General features: G+C 68.4%; 16 protein-coding genes. 7 read left to right on the top strand and 9 right to left on the bottom strand.

Going from position 1 to position 19,763, the window contains the following annotated elements; translation table 11 throughout:
- Window positions 1-166 precede the first annotated feature (166 nt).
- Window positions 167-3,622, top strand: coding sequence for an SbcC/MukB-like Walker B domain-containing protein (locus tag IPV08_RS05495; protein WP_207411086.1), 3,456 nt, complete (start codon window positions 167-169; stop codon window positions 3,620-3,622).
- 152 nt (window positions 3,623-3,774) lie between these two features.
- Here IPV08_RS05495 and IPV08_RS05490 read toward each other — a convergent pair whose 3' ends face one another.
- From IPV08_RS05490 to IPV08_RS05465, 6 genes are all read right to left on the bottom strand, one after another.
- Complete coding sequence (locus IPV08_RS05490; protein ID WP_207411085.1) at window positions 3,775-4,713, bottom strand: ABC transporter ATP-binding protein; 939 nt, start codon at window positions 4,711-4,713, stop codon at window positions 3,775-3,777.
- A 25-nt stretch (window positions 4,714-4,738) separates the two neighbouring features.
- Window positions 4,739-5,008 (bottom strand): hypothetical protein, encoded by a 270-nt coding sequence (locus IPV08_RS05485; protein ID WP_056423304.1) that lies wholly within the window; start codon window positions 5,006-5,008, stop codon window positions 4,739-4,741.
- A 178-nt stretch (window positions 5,009-5,186) separates the two neighbouring features.
- Entirely contained in the window at window positions 5,187-6,905 is a 1,719-nt protein-coding gene (locus tag IPV08_RS05480; protein WP_207411084.1) for a SpoIIE family protein phosphatase, read from the bottom strand.
- Complete coding sequence (locus tag IPV08_RS05475) at window positions 6,902-7,759, bottom strand: GGDEF domain-containing protein (RefSeq protein WP_246747812.1); 858 nt, start codon at window positions 7,757-7,759, stop codon at window positions 6,902-6,904. The genes IPV08_RS05480 and IPV08_RS05475 overlap by 4 nt, the downstream gene beginning before the upstream one ends.
- A gap of 5 nt (window positions 7,760-7,764) precedes the next feature.
- On the bottom strand, window positions 7,765-8,160 hold the full coding sequence (locus IPV08_RS05470; protein WP_056422718.1) for a DUF1987 domain-containing protein: 396 nt from the start codon (window positions 8,158-8,160) through the stop codon (window positions 7,765-7,767).
- Window positions 8,161-8,173: 13 nt separating this feature from the next.
- The gene (locus IPV08_RS05465) at window positions 8,174-8,725 is read right to left on the bottom strand and encodes a SiaB family protein kinase (RefSeq protein ID WP_056422713.1); all 552 of its coding nucleotides are present in this window, start codon (window positions 8,723-8,725) and stop codon (window positions 8,174-8,176) included.
- A gap of 340 nt (window positions 8,726-9,065) precedes the next feature.
- Between IPV08_RS05465 and IPV08_RS05460 the strand changes: the two genes are divergently transcribed.
- From IPV08_RS05460 to IPV08_RS05435, 6 genes are all read left to right on the top strand, one after another.
- Window positions 9,066-10,139 carry an HD domain-containing phosphohydrolase gene (locus tag IPV08_RS05460; protein ID WP_348646079.1) on the top strand — a complete coding sequence of 358 codons (1,074 nt, stop codon included), beginning with the start codon at window positions 9,066-9,068 and terminating at the stop codon, window positions 10,137-10,139.
- Between the two features lie 301 nt (window positions 10,140-10,440).
- Complete coding sequence (gene msuE / locus IPV08_RS05455) at window positions 10,441-11,064, top strand: FMN reductase (RefSeq protein ID WP_207411081.1); 624 nt, start codon at window positions 10,441-10,443, stop codon at window positions 11,062-11,064.
- Between the two features lie 96 nt (window positions 11,065-11,160).
- Window positions 11,161-11,949, top strand: coding sequence for an aliphatic sulfonate ABC transporter permease SsuC (gene ssuC, locus IPV08_RS05450; protein WP_207411080.1), 789 nt, complete (start codon window positions 11,161-11,163; stop codon window positions 11,947-11,949).
- 53 nt (window positions 11,950-12,002) lie between these two features.
- Window positions 12,003-12,848, top strand: coding sequence for an ATP-binding cassette domain-containing protein (locus tag IPV08_RS05445; protein ID WP_207411079.1), 846 nt, complete (start codon window positions 12,003-12,005; stop codon window positions 12,846-12,848).
- A 46-nt stretch (window positions 12,849-12,894) separates the two neighbouring features.
- The gene (gene ssuD, locus IPV08_RS05440; RefSeq protein ID WP_056422701.1) at window positions 12,895-14,058 is read left to right on the top strand and encodes an FMNH2-dependent alkanesulfonate monooxygenase; all 1,164 of its coding nucleotides are present in this window, start codon (window positions 12,895-12,897) and stop codon (window positions 14,056-14,058) included.
- A 252-nt stretch (window positions 14,059-14,310) separates the two neighbouring features.
- Window positions 14,311-15,285, top strand: a complete 975-nt coding sequence (locus IPV08_RS05435; protein WP_207411078.1) for a sulfonate ABC transporter substrate-binding protein — start codon at window positions 14,311-14,313, stop codon at window positions 15,283-15,285.
- Here IPV08_RS05435 and IPV08_RS05430 read toward each other — a convergent pair.
- The 3 genes from IPV08_RS05430 to pbpC all read right to left on the bottom strand — a co-directional run bounded on the left by IPV08_RS05430 (window position 15,248) and on the right by pbpC (window position 19,762).
- Complete coding sequence (locus IPV08_RS05430) at window positions 15,248-16,009, bottom strand: hypothetical protein (protein WP_207411077.1); 762 nt, start codon at window positions 16,007-16,009, stop codon at window positions 15,248-15,250. The two genes, IPV08_RS05435 and IPV08_RS05430, sit on opposite strands and share 38 nt — an antisense overlap.
- 179 nt (window positions 16,010-16,188) lie before the next feature.
- Complete coding sequence (locus tag IPV08_RS05425) at window positions 16,189-17,223, bottom strand: GGDEF domain-containing protein (protein WP_207411076.1); 1,035 nt, start codon at window positions 17,221-17,223, stop codon at window positions 16,189-16,191.
- 334 nt (window positions 17,224-17,557) lie between these two features.
- On the bottom strand, window positions 17,558-19,762 hold the full coding sequence (gene pbpC / locus IPV08_RS05420) for a penicillin-binding protein 1C (protein WP_207411075.1): 2,205 nt from the start codon (window positions 19,760-19,762) through the stop codon (window positions 17,558-17,560).
- Window position 19,763 lies beyond the last annotated feature (1 nt).

Here is a 19,763-nt window from a genome sequence, read left to right as displayed (position 1 = left end):
GCATCCACATCGGGGTTAAGATTTCACATGAAACATGCGTGGCAGGGCTCGAAGCCCCGACGTCGCCCCCTGTGAAAAAGAGGACGATGGGACCGTCGACTTGCATCGTCGGGCCGCCCCGTCCATGCCGTGGCTCCGTCATTTCCATCGAGGACTTGCCCGCCCGGTGTATCGGCTCACCGACATCGCCCTCTCGAATTGGTACCTGATCCGCCGCGAACAGATCCGGATCCGGGGAGCGGCTGCCTTGGTGGGGCCGACGGGGGCCGGCAAGTCGACGATCTTCGACGCTGTCGGCACCGTGCTCGCCGGCAACAACGCCAGCCGCCTCGCACTCAACGCGTCTGCCTCGGGGCGCAGCGCCCGCACGGTCCGCGATTACTGCCTCGGCTGGATCAGCGACCCCGCCGAGGGCGGTCGTCCCACCCGCGAGGCCTGCGAGACCCTCATCGTCCTCGTCTTCGAGAACGAAACCACCGGACGCGTCGTCTCCGTCGGTCTCGCGCTCGCGGCCCGGGCCGAGGACAGTCGCGAGACCACCCTCTCGCGCTTCATCGCGGTCGGACACCGGTTCGAGATCGCCGATTACGTTCGCGAGACCGCCGAGGGCAGCTACGTGGCGCCCTGGCCGGAGATCGCAAAGGATCTCCGCATCCGGGCGGACAGGTTCGAGGAGTTCCGCTCATCGGGCGAGCGTTTCACCGCCGACGTCCTGGCGCTGATGCGCGAGGGCGCGCCGAGCCCCGAGCCGCGCCACTTCCTGCGTACGTTCTCCAACGCCGTGGCCTTCAAGCCGATCTTCGATTCCTCCGCCTTCGTGCGCTCATTCGTCCTCGAACCCGAGCCTCTGGACGTCGCGCGCATCCGCCAGTCGGTGGAGAACTGGCGCCGTCTCCTGGAGACCATCGAGGAATTGGAGCGCCGGCTCTCCCATCTCGGCCGAATCCTCAAGCGCTACGAAACCTGGGCGGAAGCCAGCCTCTCGGCCACCCTCGACGAGTTACGAGCGGCCGGCGCCGACCTGCGCCGCCGCATCCTCGACTACAGCCAGGCCCGCTCTCGCCTCGGCGACGTGGCGGAACGCCTGCGCATCGCCCGCGAGAGCGTGAGCACCAGCCAGGGTTTCGTGCGCGAGATCGACGGCGAGATCGCGGGCAAGAAAGCGATGCTGGCCGGGAGCCAGGGGGAGGGGCGGCTCGCCGCCTCCAATGCCGGCCTCGCCATGCTGGCGCGCGACAAGCGCGACCTCGCCACCCGCGTCGCCGATCTGGTGGGGCTGGTGCAGGAGGCGGGCAAGCTCAACGTCGTCTTCTCCGAGATCCAGCGCATCGATCCGGAATCGGCGCGGATCGTGGCCGCCTGCTCGCGCTCCGGCCTGCGCCGCGATGCGCCCCCCGAGGAATCGCTTCGCTCGGACGGACAACTCGGCCCCCTTCTCACGGCCCTCGCTTCCCTCTCCGACATCGCCACCCCCCTCGATACCGCTGCCGAGGACATGGCCCTGCGTGCCCGCGCCCAGGAGAAGGAGGCGCATGCCCTCTCGGCCGAAGTCGGCAGCGGGCGCGCGGGCGGCGCGCGCCTCTCCTCGGACACGGCCGCTTTCCGCGACGAACTCGCCCGGCTCGGGATCGAGGCGACGCCGATCTGCGAACTCGCCGAGATCACCGATCCGAAATGGGGACCGGCTCTGGAGGGCCTGCTCGGAGGCGCTCGCGAAGCTCTCGTCGTCGAACCGGACCGGCTGAATGAGGCCTTCGCCCATCTCGAAGCCCGCAAGAGCCAGTTCTATCGCTGCCTGCTGGTGAAGACGACGGACACCGCGCGCCGCCGGGGCGGGCGCGACGACGAAGGGCCGATCTCGCTGATCGAGACTCGCGATCCCCATGCCCAGGCGTTTCTCGCGGCCCGGCTCGGCGGCTACGATCTCGCCCCCAACGACGCGGCCTTGGCCCATATGAGCCGCGCCGTGGCGCCGAGCGGCCGCTCGACCTCCGGCATGGCCTATTCCGTAGTGCGGCCGGTTCAACTGATGATGACCCGTGGCAGCCGCGGTCCCACGGCGGAGAGCCGGCAGAACCTGGAACACGCGGTCAATGCGGCACGGCGCCTGCGCGGCGCGGCCGGCGTGCTGCGCGAGGCCGCCCGCATTGCCGCCATGCTGCGGGTCCGACTCGCCGACGCCAATCTCGACATCGTCTCCCTGCGCCAGGAGGCTGACGCGATGGAGGGACGGCGACGCAGCCTCACCACCGAGCGCGAAGCCGTGGAGAAGGCCGATACCGGCGCGCTGGAGGCCGAGATCAAGGAGCTCGCCAAGGAGCGATCGGCCTATCTCACCGAACTCGTTCAGGTGCTGGAGCCGAAGCGCGACGCGCTGCTCGGCGAGGAAGCGGGCCTGAAGGCGAAGGTCGCCACCGCGCGGGAGGCGATCCGCGCCGCGCTTCAGGCAAGGCGCGGCGCCCATGCCCGCTGGATCGCGGGGGATTCCGTGCGCATCCGTCTCGTCCGGCCGGACGGGTTCGATCCGCTGGCGGTGGCCAAGGCGCGGGCCGACGCGGCGGGCCTCGAATCCAAGGAGTTGGCGGCTTTGGCCAATGCGGCGCGCGGCGTCGCCCGCGAGGCGATGGAGACGGCGCGCACGCAAGGCCGTGCCGCAGAGCGCGATCTCGCCGAATACTGCGTTCAGTGGCGCATCGAGAACCCCCTGGGTAACGGTGATGCTCCGGCCTCCTTCGGCTTTTCCTGGGTCGCCCGCGCCCATGACGAGGTGGCGGGCCACGAGCTGCGGCGCTACCGCGACCAGGCCGTGCGCGCGGAGAGCGAGATGCGCCGCCTCATGACCGAGGACCTACTGACTCGCCTCGCCGACAAGTTCGAGCGGGTCCGGACCCGACTCGATGCCCTGAACGAACGCCTCTCGACCCAGACCTTCACCGGCCAGACCTACGCCTTCGAGGCCACCGTCGATCGTCGCTACGCCGCCGTGCATGCCCTCGCCACCGAGGTGGCGCGTTCGGCCGACGCAGCGCAGGCGATCCTGCCGGGGGAGGGCGAGGACGTACCCCCGGGGCCGCTCGCTGCCGCGATCGAGGAGATCACCGCCCTGATCGCCGGGGACGAGAGCGCGGCGCGGCTTGCCGATTACCGCAATTACTTCGTCTACGAGATCGGCATGCGCGACAAGGCGGGTAACCGCACCACCATGTCGAACCGAGCCTTGCGTGGCTCGGGAGGCGAGGCGCAGGCGCCGTTCTACGTCGCCATCGCCGCGTCACTCGCCTCGGCCTACTATCCCGGCGACCGGCCCGGCGACGAGAATCCCGGCCTCGGACTCTGTCTCCTCGACGAGGCCTTCTCGAAACTCGACGTGCGCAACTCCCAGGCTTTGGTGGACCTCTACCAAGCCTGGGGATTACAGCTTCTCATCGCGGCGCCCGAGGACAAGCGCACCACGCTCACCGAAGTGATGGACACCATCGTCACTGTCTACAAGAGCCCGGATCTGACTTCGGTCCGGATCGAGGCCGAGCATCCGCTCGAGACGGCTAAGCGCGCGCTCGCCGCCATCAACCCGGAACGCCAGGGTATCGAGCGATTCCAGGTCTCCGACGCGGCGGAGTGAGGGGCGTGGCCGGAGGCACCTCCTCACCGTCGCTTTGGCTTCGCCTCTGGCGCACCGAAGGCCCGACGGGGTGCCTTCGGGTCCTTTCCCCGTAGGCGGGGAGAGGGGAAAGGGTGCCGGATGCGATGCGCTTTGCTGTGACGAAGGCGCGATCAGACCTGACGCGAGGCAGCGTCTCGGATCGCGGCAAGAGTCAGGATGGCGGGGGCATCGCTCCCGGTTACCGCGAGGTGATCGGCGCCGCTGGATAGGAGCAGCGCCAGGGCGTCCTTCAACGACGTTTCCGCGGTGACGCCCGGCGCATCGCCCGGATCGCCCGGAACCGCGATCGCGCCCGCTTGGCTCAGGGCCAACCGGCGCAAAGCCCGGTCTTCACCGACGAAGCTCTCCACGAATCGGTCGGCTGGGGCTGCGAGCAGGCGGTCCGGCGTGTCGGCCTGGACGATCCGGCCCTCCCGCATGAGCACGACGCGGTCGCCCATCCGCATCGCCTCGTCGATATCGTGGGTGACGATGATCACGGTCTTCTTGAGCCGGCGCAGGATCTCGCCGACCTCTTCCTGAAGCCGGTCGCGGGCGACAGGGTCCACGGCGCCGAAGGGTTCGTCCATGAGGAGCACGTCAGGGTCCGCCGCCAGGGCGCGGGCGACGCCGACGCGCTGGCGCTGGCCGCCTGACAATTCGTCGGGCCGTCGCTGGCGATACGCGTCCGGGTCGAGGCCGACGAGGTCGAGCATCTCGTCCACCCGATCTGCGATCCGGGCGCGTGTCCAGCCCAGGAGGCGGGGCACGGTGGCGACGTTCTCGGCGACATTCCGGTGCGGGAACAGACCGATGCCCTGAAGCACGTAACCGATACCACGGCGCAGCCGCACCGGCTCGACCTCCGCCACGTCGCGTCCGTCGAGGAGGACACGTCCGGCATCCGGCTCCACCAGACGGTTGACCATGCGCAACGTCGTGGACTTGCCGCAGCCGGAGGGACCGATGAGGACGCAGGTCGTCCCGGCGGCGATGTCGAGGTCGATCCCGTCGACGGCGGGCCGCTCTGCGCCGGCAAAGCGGCGCGAGACGCCCTCGAACCGGATCATCGACCGAGCCTCGCGGTCTCTGGCGTCAGCAGCCGAGGCAGATCGAGCCCATGGTGGTCCGCATCTTCCGGTCCCAAGCCTTGTCGCGCGCTGCGGATATCTTCTGGGCCTTGAGCATGTCGGCTTCGGTGGAGGCCCGATTGAAGGTGGAGCCCGGCGGCTTGGTCACGCCCATGGCAGTGGTCATGCGCTTCGGCGCAGGCTGCTGTGAAATGTTCGAGGGCTGCGCCTGAACGGGCACGGCGACGAGCAGGCCCAGACAGACGGACGCGGCAAGGAAGCGTGTCATGATCAATCTCGACTTTTGAAACATATAATGACGCAGTAGCAGGCCGCGGATACCAGCGTTCCCGGTCCGCCATGCTTGGTCCGCCATGACGGCAAGGTTATGGCTTTCCGAGGCGGTCTACTGACGACAGCGCAGACAGTGCCGAATCCTCACGCGGTCTTGCGTGTGCCAGCGCACCGGTCGATCACCGGTTGTCCTCAGCGGCGTCAGGCGAGGTGGGACGTATCGGCCGGAACGCGACCAGGGTCATGTCGTCCCGGCGGCTTTCGAGCCCCCGATAGGCAACGAGCTCAGCCTCGAGAATGCTGATCTGCCGGCGGAGTTCCTCGTCGCGGCTGCGAACGAGAATATCCGACACGCCACGATGCCCGAGGAGCCGGCGTTGCGCGCCGGGGGGGGCCATCTGGTCGGTGAGGCCGTCGGTCATCAGGTAGAAGGTGTCGCCCGGCGCCACGTCCAGAATGATGTCCTCGGTCGTGAACCGGGTGCTCCCGTGCCGTGGGTAGCCGAGCCCGTGCCGCGCGCCCTTGATCCGGGCGAGGCCCGCTTCCGTGATGCTGGTGAGCGCCAGTCCGGCGCCGGCGAAGCTCAGCCTTCGTGCCGCGGGGTCCCAGATGCACACGCCGCAATCGAGCCCATCGTCGGATTCCGCACCGCGCCCGTCCTGGCGCAACTGGACGCGGACCATCTCGTCGAGGGCCGTCAGGATCTCGGCGGGCGAGCGCAGGCCGCGCTCGTGCAGCAGCCGGTCGAGCGCGGTGGCGACGATGAGGGTGATGAAGGCGCCCGGCACCCCGTGGCCGGTGCAATCGGCCACCGCGACGATGCTGAGGTCGTCGAGGCGTTCCAGCCAGAAATAGTCGCCGCCGACTTGATGCAGCGGCTCCCACAGAACGGCGACGTCAATGCCGGCGCCGGCCAGTGCCGCCCGGTCGGGCAGGACGGAGGTCTGGATCCGGCGGGCGTAGCCAATGCTCTCCATCACCTGATTGTTGGCGTCCGCGAGCTTGGCATGAGCCTGTTCGAGCTCGGCGAGAAGCTGCTTCGCCTCGTCGCCGGCGCGCAGGCCCTCTACCATACGGTTGAAGGCCGAGGAGATGACGTCGATCTCGTTGCTGGCCCGGACGGCACCGTCGAACTCCACCAACGACCAGCGTTTGTGCTCGACCTCGCGCATGGCGAGCAGCAGCCGCTTCAAGGGGGCGAGGACGTGTTTGCGGACATTGGCATGGAGGGTCAGCACGAAGGCGAGCATCAGGATGAGGGTCGCCCCCAACGCCAGGAGCGTCTGTTGCTCGGCGTTGCGGCGCAGGGCTTCGGTGGACAATCCCAGCGTCAGTCGCCCCGCGGATTCTGCGCGCCCCGCCACCGTGACGGTGCTGGAGGCGCGGATGAGTTCGAGGCCCCGACCGGCCGGTATCTCGCCGACGGACATCACCAGCCCGCCTGCCGCGTTCCAGGCGCGCACGAACTGGAAGGCCGGATCGAGGGTGAGGGCCTGGATCTGCGCTGTGAAGACGTCCGGGCGCTCGCTCCAATCGGGGCGGGCGATGGAATGGGCGGTCAGAGTGACGAGGAGGTTCGCCCGTTCGGTATAGAGCCTGAGGCTGTCGGTGTAGTTCACCCAGGCGATGCCGATCTGCGTCGCCAGCACGACGATGGCGATCACCGGGTAGATCCGCAGGAACAGGGTGTGGGCCAGACTGTCGAGGTCGCGTCCCTGCGCAGAGCCGCGCAGCGCCCCAGGCCGCATCGTGCCGGGCGCGGATGCCGAGGCGTCGGCGAAACCGGCGAGTTCCCGGAAGTCGTCGCCGCTAAGGGGACCGCCGCCCCTCAAGGAGCGCTTGCGGGGGGGAGAACCCATGGCGGGCGATGCCACCTCGGCCCCCGGATCGGAGGTCATGGCGGCGAGACGGTCCGGATCGAGCTGCGGAACGAGCGGACGCAGCCGCGTCCGGCATGTTTGGCGGCGTAAAGCGCGGCATCGGCCCGGCCGAGCGTCTGTTCGAAGGTCTCGGTTCCCTCGATGGCCGCGACGCCGATGCTGACGGAGAGTGCCAGCGGTCCGCCGGGCCATTCCACGCCGGTCTCGTCGACGAGACGGCACAAGTCCTCGGCGACCACGAGCCCGGCATCGGGTTCGATCTCGGTGAGCAGGATCGCGAATTCCTCGCCGCCCATGCGGCCGATCACGTCCACCTTGCGCAGCCGCTTGCGACAGGTCTCGACGAAGCAGATGAGGGCCGCGTCCCCGGCGGCATGGCCGAACTCGTCGTTGAGGCGCTTGAACCGGTCGAGATCCGCCATGAGAAGGCAGGCCGGAACCCGGTCGCGTTCGTATCTCAGCCATTCACGCCGGCTGATTTCCATGAAGCGGCGACGGTTCACCGCGCCGGTGAGATCGTCGGTATCGGCCAGGCTCCTCAGCTTGGCTTCGAGACGGGTCCGATTCTCGATTTCGCCGGACAGCGCCTCGTTGAGGGCCTGGAGGTCGCGTTGCTGCTCCGCGAGGCGGCGGTTCGCCCTCTGCAGGTCGAACTGCATCCGGTCACTCAACCTCACGAGGCGGCGCTGCTCGTCATAGCTGCGGCGGTAGGCCTCGGCGAGTTGCTGAACGCCGCCCGCGACCTGCGCGAGGCCCGCCAGCATCCCGTTGGTCTTCACCAGGACCGCTTCTTCGGTGTCGTAAAGACTGAACGCTTCGCCGACGGCGGGTGGATCGCCGATCTGCGCAACGATCTCAGGCTTGGTCTTCATCCGCATCAGTGCCCCGTCTGCGCGGTCTCGACGAGATCGAACCGTGCGTGGGTGAAGTCCGACGCGAAATCCTCCCCGGCCTCGGCGATGGTCTCGTCCCCCTCGGCATGGAGCCAGCGGATGGTGACGCTACGGCCTGCCTCGGCGGCGTCCTCGAGAGGCATGAACAGGTTCATCAGGCCCTTCGCGCTCGAAGAGTTGAAATAGACGAGGGCGACTTCGAACACGATCGGATCCGTGCTCGATGCGGCGAGGTAGGTCCGCAAGGCCTGGAGCAGGGGGCCGAAGAAGGCCGCGGCATCCTCCGGGTACGATTCACCGGCCAGCCTGAAACGGCCGGCGGCGAAGTCGAAATCCACCTCGGGGGATCGGGGGGTGGCTGGAATCTGAATCCGGTCCATTGCTGGGGCGCCGTCAGATGAAGGCTTTGAGGCAGAACAGACTGCGCTCGCTGCCAAGGTCGTGAAATTCGAACTCGACCGGTGCGCTCGACCGGCGGGCGATCTCGATCAGCCCGATGCTGCCGCCCAGACTGCCTTCATCGGGGGCCTGGCGTAACTTTTCGCGGTAGAAACGCTTGAGTTCTTCGCTCGACATGCCGGCAATATGGTCCAATCGCTCGCGCAGGATAGCGGCATCGGCCTTGGGAATCTCGTTGCCGCACACGACGAAGAAATGTCCGTTCTCGACGCCCACAACGATCATTCCCGCGCTGATCATACCGCCGGAGGCCCGGTCCGTGGGAAGTTTGTCGGCCGAATACCGGATGATGTTCTGGGCCTGCTCGACGAAGATCGAGAACACCCGCTTGGCGATGGTGGCGTCCGTCTCACCCTGGATCATCCGAAGCTTCAGGACTTCCCCGAGCGAGAACAGGACATTCTCCGAAAGGTCGCCGCCGAACGAAAGGATGATGCCGTTGCGCTTCGACGTCTCGAAAAAGGATTTGAAATCCTGCGCGAGCAATGCGTCCTCCCTGGACAAGGCGGATGGTGATGCCGGAGCGGCGTCCAAGCACACGATCCGGAAGCATTAGCTCCAAAGCGTCTACGGAGAGTTATCGCTCCGGCGCTAGCCCGAGAGAAGCACAATTCGTTCCACCCGATTAACCACGGTGTGCCGGGCCAGGGTCCGTCATGATCCGGAAGGGGGACTTCCCAATTCCGAAGTCTTGTCGTCAAGTCATGAGCCGTTGAGCCGACCGGTCGAGAGAAACAATTTATAGGGATTTGACACTGTAGAAGTCGCGGGTGCGCGTTGGCGTGGGCACGAATCCAGACCTCGTCGGTCTGAAGTGGATCGGATCGTGACGCAAGAGAAGTCCGTCCTCATCGTATCGGATCGGCCGGACCGGGTAAGGCTGCTGGCGCGCGCCATCACCACGATTCTCCCTTGCCGCAGCGTCCTCGGCGACCAGTCGATACCCGCCATCCTCCCCGTCGTCGCAGTCATCGACATGGACCCTCGGGAAGGCGTGGCGGCAGCCTGGGCGACCCGCCTCCTCATGTTGCGCGTGCCCTGCCTCGTCCTCACCGGTTCGCCTGCCGACATCCCGCACAAGGCGAATCCGGCCCTGCGCATCGCCGCGGCCGATACGCCGCGCCCAACCATCCTCTCCCTCCTCCTCAGCCTGATCGACGCCGGCCGGAAGATGCGGACACGGTGCGACGGCGAGAACGCCGCTGTGGAAGCGAAGGCGCATCGCGCCTGTTCGGTCGTGGCGGGCATGTTCCATGCGGCGCAATTCGATCAGTCGATCTCGGCCGACGAGGTCGATGCCGGCACAGACGTCATTCTGGAAGCCGTCTCGGAGGGTGGGATCCGTGCGTGGCTCGACGTGCTCGGACGCTACGACGAGTTGCTCTATCAGCATTCTCTCAGCGTCGCCGGGTTCGCCGCGGCCTTCGGCTTCCACCTCGGGATTCCGCGGGCCGACCGGAAGCGCCTGACCAAGGCCGCGCTGCTGCACGATATCGGCAAGGCCAAGATCCCCCTCGCCATCCTCAACAAGCCCGGCGCGCTGACCTCGGACGAACTGGCCATCATGCGGACTCACGCCGCCGCCGGCGCCGACATGCTCACCGGGCAGGAAGGGTTCGATCAAGCGATGCTCGATGTGGTCAGGCATCACCATGAGATGCTCGACGGCAGCGGTTACCCGTCCGGCCTCACCGGCGATGCGATTTCCGATCTCGTCCGCCTCGTGACGATCTGCGACATCCACTCCGCCCTCACCGAACGGCGCGCCTATCGCAAGCCGCTCCCGCATGCCGAAGCCCATGCCATCATGCTCGGGATGACGGGCAAGCTCGACATGCCGCTCCTGCGGGCCTTCCTGCCCATCGTCAGGCTCTCGACCCCCGACGACGCCCTGGTCTAGGGATTACCGCGTTCGGTTTACCGAACCCGGACCCGTTTGCGGGACCCGTTCACTTGGATCGATGTCGCAGGACGGCCGCAATTTTTGCAAGAAAGTTCTAGTTCAAAAGTTTTATCTCTTCGTGTGAGATCTAAGCGAAGACCCATCTCCCTCGCCTTGTTCTTTTAAAAGCACGTTTCGTTGACCCGGATCGTCGCTGCGATCACAGTTCGGCAACGATGCCGGGGCGCATTCGACGATCGGACGGAACGTTCTGATCGATGCCCCCGGCACATTCCCGAACCCGATCGGTAGGCGCTCGATGTCTCTACAAGGCAGCTCTTTCTCAGGCCCGCTCCCCCGCATCGTCGGCTTCAGCGCCAATCTCCAGCGTCCCTCCAAGACGCGGGCGCTCGTCGAAGCGGTGGCCGAGGCGACCGGTGCGCGGCTCCGCGCCGATATCCGCCTGTTCGACGTCGTCGATGCCGGGACCGGCCTCGGCGCGGCCTGGTCGCGCGATCAGCTTTCGCTGCCGGCCCGGCGTATCCTGGAGGCGATCGAGAACGCCGATGCGCTCATCGTCGGGACGCCGGTCTACAAGGGCGCCTATACCGGCCTGTTCAAACACCTGTTCGACTTCGTCGATCCGGCGGCTCTCGTGGGCAAGCCCGTCGTGCTGTCGGCCACGGGCGGAGGCGCGCGTCACGCCCTCGTCGTCGAGCATTCCCTTCGGCCTCTCTTCGGCTTCTTCAGCGCGCAGACCGTCCCGACCTCCGTCTATGGCAGCGACGCGGATTTCGCCGACGGAATTCTCGTCGACGAGGGCGTGCGGGGCCGCGTTTCCGATGCCGCGTCCCAGCTCGCTGCGCTGCTCGGCGCACGGGCGAAGCCCTCGGCTTCGTTCGAGGCCGCGCCGGCCGCCGCCTTCGCCGCTCCGAACCGATAGCCCGCTCGGACGACCGGGGGCGCCGGCCGGGCGATGCGCCCGACGGCGCCGAGATCGGCGCCTCCTACAGAGCCTCAGTCAATAAGGGCTGGACACATGTCACGGCAGACAACCATCGGTTCCGACATCCTCGGCCGCCTGACACCCTGGCTCGTGCCGGTGGCGATCATCGCCGGCTGGCAGGCGGCGGCCTCGACCGGCCTCGTTTCCACCCGCTTCATGCCCGCGCCCTCGGACGTGATCGCCGCGGGCTGGCAGGCGAGCAAGACCGGTGAGCTTTGGGCCAATCTCTGGATCAGCTTCCTGCGGGCGGCCGTCGGCTTCCTCATCGGTGGCAGCATCGGCTTCGCCCTCGGTCTCGCCAACGGCCTGTCGCAGCTCTCCGAGAAGCTCACCGACACGACCCTGCAGATGGTGCGCAACATCCCGCACCTGTCGCTGATCCCCCTGGTCATTCTCTGGTTCGGCATCGACGAGGAGGCCAAGCTCTTCCTTGTGGCCATCGGCGTATTCTTCCCGATCTACGCCAACACCCTGCACGGCATCCGCTCGGTGGATCCGCAACTGGTGGAGATGGGCCGGGTCTACGGCATGTCGCCCACGACCCTGTTCCTTCGGGTGGTCCTGCCCGGTGCGCTGCCTTCGATCTTCGTCGGCCTGCGCTACGCGCTCGGCATCATGTGGCTCACGCTCATCGTCGCCGAGACGATCTCGGCCTCGTCCGGCCTCGGCTACATGGCGATGCAGGCGCGTGAGTTCATGCTGGTGGACGTGGTGGTGCTGGCCATCGTCATCTACGCTCTCCTCGGCAAGATCGCCGACACCCTGACCCGGCTGCTGGAGCGTTCGTTCCTCGCCTGGAACCCGGCCTACCGGAACATCTGAGGGCATCGACCCGACATGCCCCTGTTCTTCGATCAACCCTACGGACGACGTCCATGACCGCCTCCACCCTGCTTCGGGCGTCCGACGCCCCTCTCGCGCCGCCCCGCGAGGTGCCCGTCGCTCCCCCGCTTCGCCAGTCCACGCGCCCTGCGCCGACCGCAGGCACAGGGGTCGCCGTCACCCTGCGCGGCCTGGCGAAATCCTTCGACGGTCATCAGGTGATCGAGGGGCTCGACCTGCACATCCCGGCGGGCCAGTTCGTGGCCATCGTCGGCCGTTCGGGTTGCGGCAAAAGCACCTTGCTGCGCCTGATTCTCGGGCTCGAACAGCCGAGCGCCGGGCGGATCGACCTGGAGAACCCGGGGGCGCGCTCGGCCACCAAGCGCATCATGTTCCAAGAGCCGCGCCTGCTGCCCTGGGCCCGGGTCGCCGACAACGTCGCCGTGGGGCTCGGCGGGGCCGGGCGACGCCAGGAACGGCGCGAGCGAGCGGCGGCCGTGCTGGCCGAGGTCGGCCTCACCGACAAGGCCGGCAACTGGCCGGCGACCCTCTCCGGCGGCCAGCGCCAGCGCGTCGCCCTGGCGCGCGCCCTCGTCAGCCGGCCGGGCCTGCTCGCCCTCGACGAGCCTCTCGGTGCACTGGACGCCCTGACGCGCATCGACATGCAGGACATGATCGAGCGGATCTGGCGCAACCAGGGCTTCACCGCCATCCTCGTCACCCACGACGTCGCCGAGGCGGCAGCCATGGCCGACCGCATCCTCGTGGTGGAAGAGGGCCGCGTCGCCCTCGACCTGACCGTGGACGTGCCCCGCCCGCGCCGGCGCGGCGACCCCGAACTCGCGCGGCTGGAAGGCCGTATCCTCGACCATCTGCTGAAGGACCGTGCCCCGGTCTGATCCCCGGACGCGCGCGATCCCACCGGCACAACACCAGGAGCATCCCATGACCGCAGAGACCGACGTCCTCTGGTTCCTTCCCACCCATGGCGACGGCCGCTACCTCGGCGCGCAGGAAGGCGCCCGCGACGTGTCGCTGGCCTATCTCCGCCAGATCGCGCAGGCCGCGGACGAGCTCGGCTATTACGGCGTGCTGCTGCCCACCGGCCGTTCCTGCGAGGATTCCTGGGTCATCGCCTCGGCTCTCGCGGCGCTGACGAAGCGCCTGCGTTTCCTCGTGGCGGTGCGTCCCGGCCTGCAGGAACCGTCCATGGCCGCCCGCATGGCCGCGACCCTGGACCGGATCTCGGACGGGCGCCTCCTCATCAACGTCGTCACCGGCGGCGACCCGGTGGAGCTGCGGGGCGACGGCGTCTTCCTCGACCATGACGAGCGCTACGTTGTCACCGACGAGTTCCTGCATGTCTGGCGCGGGCTGATGTCCGGCGAGACGGTGAATTACGAAGGCAAGCATCTCAAGGTGGAGGACGGCCGGCTCATCTTCCCGCCGGTCCAGAAACCCTATCCACCGCTGTATTTCGGCGGCTCCTCGCCGGCCGGCATCGAAGTCGCGGCCGAGCATTGCGAAGTCTACCTGACCTGGGGCGAGCCTCCGGCGGGCGTCGCCGAGAAGATCGCCAAGGCGAAGGAAGCCGCCGACCGCAAGGGCAAGACCTTCTCCTACGGCATCCGCCTCCACGTCATCGTCCGCGAGACCGAGGGCGAAGCCTGGGCGGCGGCCGAGAACCTGATCTCGCGCCTCGACGACGAGACCATCGCGCGGGCGCAGGCCACTCTCAAGCGCCAGGATTCCGTGGGCCAGAGCCGGATGATGGCGCTCCATGGCGGCGACCGCACAAAGCTCGAAGTCTCGCCCAACCTCTGGGCCGGCGTCGGCCTCGTGCGCGGCGGCGCCGGCACGGCGCTCGTCGGCTCGGCCGATCAGGTGGCGGACCGGATGAAGGAGTACATCGACCTCGGCATCGATCGCTTCATCCTCTCCGGCTACCCGCATCTGGAAGAAGCCTACCGCTTTGCCGAACTCGTCTTCCCGAAGCTGCCGCTTCGCGCCACCACCGGCGTTCCCCCGAGCAACGCCCGCAACAACGGCCCGTTCGGCGAAGTCATCGCCAACGACATCGTGCCCAGCCGCCGCATCGCGGCGCATTGAGGGAGAGCATCGCCTCTCCCCGCTCGCGGGGACAGGGCTGCGGCGACCCCGTCGTCGGCGCGGCGAGGCGGCAGCCGATGGTGAGGGGCTGACGCCGAAGGAGGTTCCTCCGGTGAGTCCCCCTCACCCTCGTTCCGGCTTCGCCTCCACTCACCGGATGACCGACAAGGTGCATCCGGTCCTATCCCCGCCCGCGGGGAGCGGCGGCGCTCTCACCGGACACCTGTTCCAAACGCTGTACGAGGACATTCCATGCCCCGTTCCACCGCGCGCACCCTCTCCCCGCCTCGGCAGACGACCCTCGCCTTCCTCACCGCCCTCGCATTCCTGATCCTCGGCACGCTGCTGGCGCGCGCCGAGGACAAGGTCATCCGCATCGGCTACCAGAAATACGGCACGCTGGTCCTGCTGAAGGGCAAGGGCCTGCTGGAGAAGAAGCTGGCGCCGCTCGGCTACCGGGTGAGCTGGGCCGAGTTCCCCTCGGGGCCGCCACTGCTGGAGGCGTTGAATGCCGGGGCCATCGATCTCGGCTCGGCCGGGGAGGCGCCGCCGATCTTCGGGCAGGCCAACAACCCGGATTTCCTCTACGTCGCCCACGAGCCGGCGGCTCCCTTGGGCGAGGCGATCCTCGTCGCCAAGGACAGCCCGATCAAGACCGTCGCCGATCTGCGCGGCAAGAAGATCGCCCTGAACAAGGGCTCGAACGTCCATTACTTCCTGGTCGAGGCCTTGGCGAAGGCCGGCGTGCCCTACGAGGCGGTGACGCCGGCCTTCCTGGCGCCCGGCGACGCGGTCGCGGCCTTCTCGCGCGGCGCCGTCGATGCCTGGGTGATCTGGGACCCCTTCCTCGCCTCGGGCGAGCGGGCCACCGGCGCGCGGACTCTCGTCAATGGGACCGACATCGTGCCGAACCGGCAGTTCTACCTGTCGACCCGCCCATTCTCCGACGCCAACAAGGAGGCGCTCGATACCACCCTCGCGGCTATCGGCGAGATCGACGCCTGGGCCAAGGACAATACCGACGCGGTGGCAGGCGAACTGGCCCCCGCCATCGGCATCCCGGCGCCGATCCTCACAATCGCCCTCAAGCGCCTGACCTACGGCGTGACCCCGCTGGACGCGGCCGTCATCGCCGACCAGCAGAAGGTGGCCGACACGTTCCACCGCCTCGGCCTGCTGCCCAAGCCCATCACGGTCTCCGACGCAGTGCGGAAATCCGGGAGCTGATGGGGCTCAACCGCCCGGCCGGCGCCGGCATGAGCCGGCGCAGGACGAGGTGGGTCGTCCCGCACAGGACGAGGGGGATGACGACGAGAAGGCTCGCGAACCAGGCCCAGGCCGGCATCATCGTCTGGGCGACGGCGTCGCTCATGCCCCAGACGTAGTTGATGTTGACGGGGTCCAGCCCGGCATCGGGGCGCGGACCGGGCATCAGGAAGAAGCACACGAACAGCACCGCGACGGCGAGGCCGGACCATGCCGCCCAGGCACGCCGGTCATAGCCGAGGCGCCAGACCAGGTAGACGAGCAGGAACGGCAGCCAGCCGTGGAACAGCGAGAGCCCGCGCAGGAACAGCGGGTTCTCGGCCTTGAACATGTAGGCGGTCATGCCGGTAAGCGACACGCCGCCGAGTTCGGCGAGAAAATCCACCACCCAGAGCAACTGGGGTGCCAGGATGCCCACCGTCGGCATGGAGACCAGGAGCGGGCTCTCCCGCCAGATCCCCACCAGGGTGAGCAGCAGGGCGACGTCGCAGAAATAGAGGAAGTTGGTCGGCCCGTACCAACTCCAGTAGACGGGCACGAGCACCGCCATGAAGGCCGTATAGGCGAGCTTGAGGGCCAGCGGCAGGCGTTGTGCGCTCGCCGGTTCGAGAGAGGCGGCGGCGTCGGCCAGGGTCGCTTCCGCGACCGCGAGGGGATCGGTCGCCGGGACCATGCTACCGCTCATGTCCGATCCTCATTCATGTCCGCCGCCCCTTCGTCCGTCGAATCGATCGGCCGCTTCAAAGCTTGGCCCAGGCGGAGGACACACGAATTCGCGCGCCTTCGGCGTGACGCGCCGCACGCGAGGGGCGTCATTGCTGAGGGCCGGCTTCGCATGCGAGCCGCGATGAGCCTTCACGGCGGTCAGGCCGCGGCGCGGTCGCGTCCCGACGCCTTGGCCTCGTAGAGGGCCTCGTCGGCCCGCGCGATCGCCCGGATGAGCGACGTTTCCCCCGCCGCGACCATGCTCACCCCCATGCTGGCGGTCCAAGTCGGCAGGTCCGGCAGCGCCCGGAAGGCACGTCGTAGATCGTCCGCGAAGGCGAGGGCGGTCTCGCGGGCGGTGTCGGCGAGAACGACGATGAACTCGTCGCCACCCAGGCGCACGAAAAGGTCCCGGCCCGAAAGGCGGCGCATGGTGCAGGTGGCCAGGGCGACCAGCACCGCGTCGCCCGCCGCATGGCCGTAACGGTCGTTGATGGACTTGAAGTGATCGACATCGATGGCGATCACCGCCGTGTCCAGGGCGACGATAGCCGGCGAATCCGCCGTGAGGCCGGCGCGATTGAGGGCGCCCGTCAACGTATCATGCAGGGCGAGACGGCGAAGAACTGCTTGCGCCCGTTCGCCCGGCATCGAGATGAGGCCGAGATTGAGGATGGGGAGCAGGATCTGGTCCGCCAGCAGTGGCACCAGGGCCACGGCATAGGGGATCTCACTGTGGTTCGTCAGGATGACCAGCGTGAGCAGATAAGCGGGGATGTATCCGAGGAGCGCCAGTCCGGCGATGCGGCGCCCTCCCATGACGTCGCCGCGCCGGCCGCTCACGAGAACCGAGCCGATCGCCAGCATGACGACCGCCAAACCCAGGATGCCGCCCATCTGCGCGGCCGTCCGGTCCAGCAGAAGGGCGGGGCCGAGATATCCGAGGCCGGGCAGCAGGATCAGGGGGATCGCCCAGGGGCGACGCTTTGGCAGACCGTCGAACCGGTCCACACCGGTGAGGACCAGGAGAGAGGAAGCGCCGAGCAGCGCGTGCAGGACCGCGATCGCAACCGGATGATCGCCCACCACTCCGAAGCCGATCATGATCGCCGCGTAGATTCCGGAACTTGCCGCCCAGTCGAGCAGGAAAGATTGTCCGGTCCGGTTGCGCCACAACGTCAGATAGACCGTCATGAAAGCAACGCTTATCAGCGTGCTGCATAGACTAAGGGTCGGCACGTCGGGAATCGGAAACATGAAGGCGACTTCGTAGCGGCACGGACCGAAACTGTCTTAACGGCAAAGCCTTAAGAGCGCATCACCGAAGGATCCGGTCCAGCTGAATCCTGGCGACAACTGTCGCGAGGTTGGTGTGATGTGATAAATACCGGCGCTCTGCTCGTGGCGATTGAGCGAAGGCAATCCATCGCCGGTGCACTAAGTCGTCGCGAAGCATCGTTGCTCGTCGAGCGCGTGTAAGCCTTTCGCGCGACTTTCAAGGTCGCGCCACGACCCGCCGGGTCGGCGGTCACTCCAGCCTCACCACCACGCTGTCGCTGGCACCCGACGCGTCCATCACCGAGATCCTGGCGAAGCCCGCGCCGTCCGGTGACCATTCCGATTGGCGCCGGGCGCTCTCGGCGACGGGCAGGCTGTTGACCATCCAGGTGAGGGGCGGCACCCCGCCGAGCGCCTTCAGGGCGAGGCTCGGCGCGGGGCCGGGCTCTGCGAGGCCGAGATCGATGCGGGCGCCATCCGGCGGGTAGGCGATCTTGAGGGCCGAGCCCAGGGCCGCCGACAGGGTCTTGGGCACGTCCTTGCGGATGTGGCGCAGGGGCGGCGGCAGGCCGGCGGTGGTGGTCACCAGGGCGTCGCGGGGCATCGGCACGGAATCGGGCTCGCCGCCGAAGCGCGAGAACGCGTCGAACAGGATCGGCGCGGCCACCGCCCGCCCGACGAGACCCGGCACGGCGTTGCCGTCCGGCCGCCCGACCCAGACCGCGATGGTGACGCGCCGGTCGAACCCCACCGCCAAAGCATCACGATAGCCGTAGGATGTGCCGGTCTTGAACGCGATCCGGTTGGGCAGCGCGTTCTCCGGCGGCGGCGCACCGCGCAGGGTATCGGCGACGTACCAGGCCGCCACCGGTTCGGTGACGCGCAACTCCGGCGGGGGCGATGCGGCCGGCCCGTCGAGGCGGCGGATCAGGTCGGGCACCGAGCCTCCACGGGCGAGGCCGGAGAACAGCCGCGCGAGGTCGGTGAGGGTGATGCCGAGGCCGCCCAGAGCCACCGGCAGGCCGGGTGCCGTGTCGCGCGGCAGGTCGATCCGCGCTCCCGCGCCGCGCAGGCGGGCGACGAAGCGGGCGGCGCCCACCGCCTCCAGCAGGTCCACCGCCGGCACGTTCAGGGAGAGCTGGAGCGCGCGCCGCGCCGTGACGGTGCCCTGGTAGCTGAGGTCGAAATTCTCCGGCGCGTAGGAGCCGGCAAAGCGCACCGGCCGGTCGTCGAGAAGGGTCTCGGGATGGGCGATGCCGTTCTCGAAGGCCAGCGCGTAGATGAACGGCTTCAGGGCCGAGCCGGGCGAGCGGATCGCCCCCGTCATGTCGATGGCACCGGAGCGGCTGGCGTCGAGATAGCCGGCGCTCCCTACCTGCGCGATCACCGCGCCGGTGCGGTTATCGATGGCGAGGATCGCCGCCGAGATGTCCGGCCCGATGGCCGCGGCGCGCTCGGCGGCCAGCCGTTCGAGGCTCGCCTGCAGCCGCCCGTCGAGGGAGAGGCGCTGGACCCGCGCGGCGGGATCGGCGGCCACGGCCGCTTCTGCCGCATGGGCCGCCAGCATCGGGAAGGGCTTTCGCTGGTCCGGCACCGGTTCTGCCTTGGCGGCCTTCGCCTCGGCGGGCGTGATGATTCCGCGCGCGGCGGCGATGTCGAGCACCCTGTCGCGCGCCTGCCGGGCGCGGGCGGGGTAGCGATCCGGCCGGCGCGCCTCGGGCGCCTGCGGCAGGCCGACGAGGAGGGCTGATTCGGCGAAGGAGAGCCGGGCGGGCTCGCGCCCGAAATAGGCGAAGCTCGCTGCCCGCAAGCCCTCCACCGGGCCGCCATAGGGGGCGAGCGCGAGATAGAGGTCGAGCACGCCGTCCTTCCCCAACCGGCGTTCCAGCTGGACCGCCCGCACCATCTGCCGAAGCTTTGCGCTGAGCGAGCGCTCGGGGCGCGGCTCCACGAGGCGAGCTACCTGCATCGACAGCGTGGAGCCCCCGGAAACGATTCTGCCGTGGCGGAGCCATTGCCAGGCGGCGCGCAGGGTCGCGGCGGGGTCGATGCCGGGATGGTCGGCAAAGCGCCGGTCCTCGTAGGCCTTCAGCATGGCGAGCATGCGCGGATCGACGTCCGCCCCCATGACCGGCAGCCGCCAGCGCCCGTCGGCGGTGGCGAAGGGGCGCAGGAGATGGCGGTCCCGGTCGAGGATGACGGTTGATCGGAGGCTCGCCTGGGTCAGGTCGAGGGGCGGGAGGGTCGCGACGAAGCGCCAGAGGGCGAGGGCGGGGAGGAGGATGAGGAGGGCGATCACGCCGCCGGAAACCCTCCCCCCCTTGCGGGGGAGGGTGCCTGCGGAGCAGGCGGGAGAGGGGGCGACCTCTCCGGAACTGGCGCTCCCCTCTCCCGACCCACTTCGTGGGCCACCCTCCCCCGCAAAGGGGGGAGGGGAGGGGATGTCGCGTTCCATG

It is taken from the genome of Methylobacterium sp. SD274 (assembly GCF_017355285.1).
Taxonomy (GTDB): domain Bacteria; phylum Pseudomonadota; class Alphaproteobacteria; order Rhizobiales; family Beijerinckiaceae; genus Methylobacterium.
The sequence above is the reverse complement of the archived record's forward strand: the minus strand, read 5'-3'. Positions and strand labels throughout refer to the sequence as shown.

Excerpts from the sequence above, each read along its gene's own strand:
- msuE (WP_207411081.1), top strand. The coding sequence starts at position 10,441 with ATGTCTCTACAAGGCAGCTCTTTCTCAGGCCCGCTCCCCCGCATCGTC.
- IPV08_RS05470 (WP_056422718.1), bottom strand. The coding sequence starts at position 8,160 with ATGGACCGGATTCAGATTCCAGCCACCCCCCGATCCCCCGAGGTGGAT.
- IPV08_RS05445 (WP_207411079.1), top strand. The coding sequence starts at position 12,003 with ATGACCGCCTCCACCCTGCTTCGGGCGTCCGACGCCCCTCTCGCGCCG.
- IPV08_RS05435 (WP_207411078.1), top strand. The coding sequence starts at position 14,311 with ATGCCCCGTTCCACCGCGCGCACCCTCTCCCCGCCTCGGCAGACGACC.
- IPV08_RS05475 (WP_246747812.1), bottom strand. The coding sequence starts at position 7,759 with ATGAAGACCAAGCCTGAGATCGTTGCGCAGATCGGCGATCCACCCGCC.
- IPV08_RS05430 (WP_207411077.1), bottom strand. The coding sequence starts at position 16,009 with ATGAGCGGTAGCATGGTCCCGGCGACCGATCCCCTCGCGGTCGCGGAA.
- IPV08_RS05480 (WP_207411084.1), bottom strand. The coding sequence starts at position 6,905 with ATGACCTCCGATCCGGGGGCCGAGGTGGCATCGCCCGCCATGGGTTCT.
- pbpC (WP_207411075.1), bottom strand. The coding sequence starts at position 19,762 with ATGGAACGCGACATCCCCTCCCCTCCCCCCTTTGCGGGGGAGGGTGGC.
- ssuC (WP_207411080.1), top strand. The coding sequence starts at position 11,161 with ATGTCACGGCAGACAACCATCGGTTCCGACATCCTCGGCCGCCTGACA.
- ssuD (WP_056422701.1), top strand. The coding sequence starts at position 12,895 with ATGACCGCAGAGACCGACGTCCTCTGGTTCCTTCCCACCCATGGCGAC.
- IPV08_RS05490 (WP_207411085.1), bottom strand. The coding sequence starts at position 4,713 with ATGATCCGGTTCGAGGGCGTCTCGCGCCGCTTTGCCGGCGCAGAGCGG.
- IPV08_RS05425 (WP_207411076.1), bottom strand. The coding sequence starts at position 17,223 with ATGACGGTCTATCTGACGTTGTGGCGCAACCGGACCGGACAATCTTTC.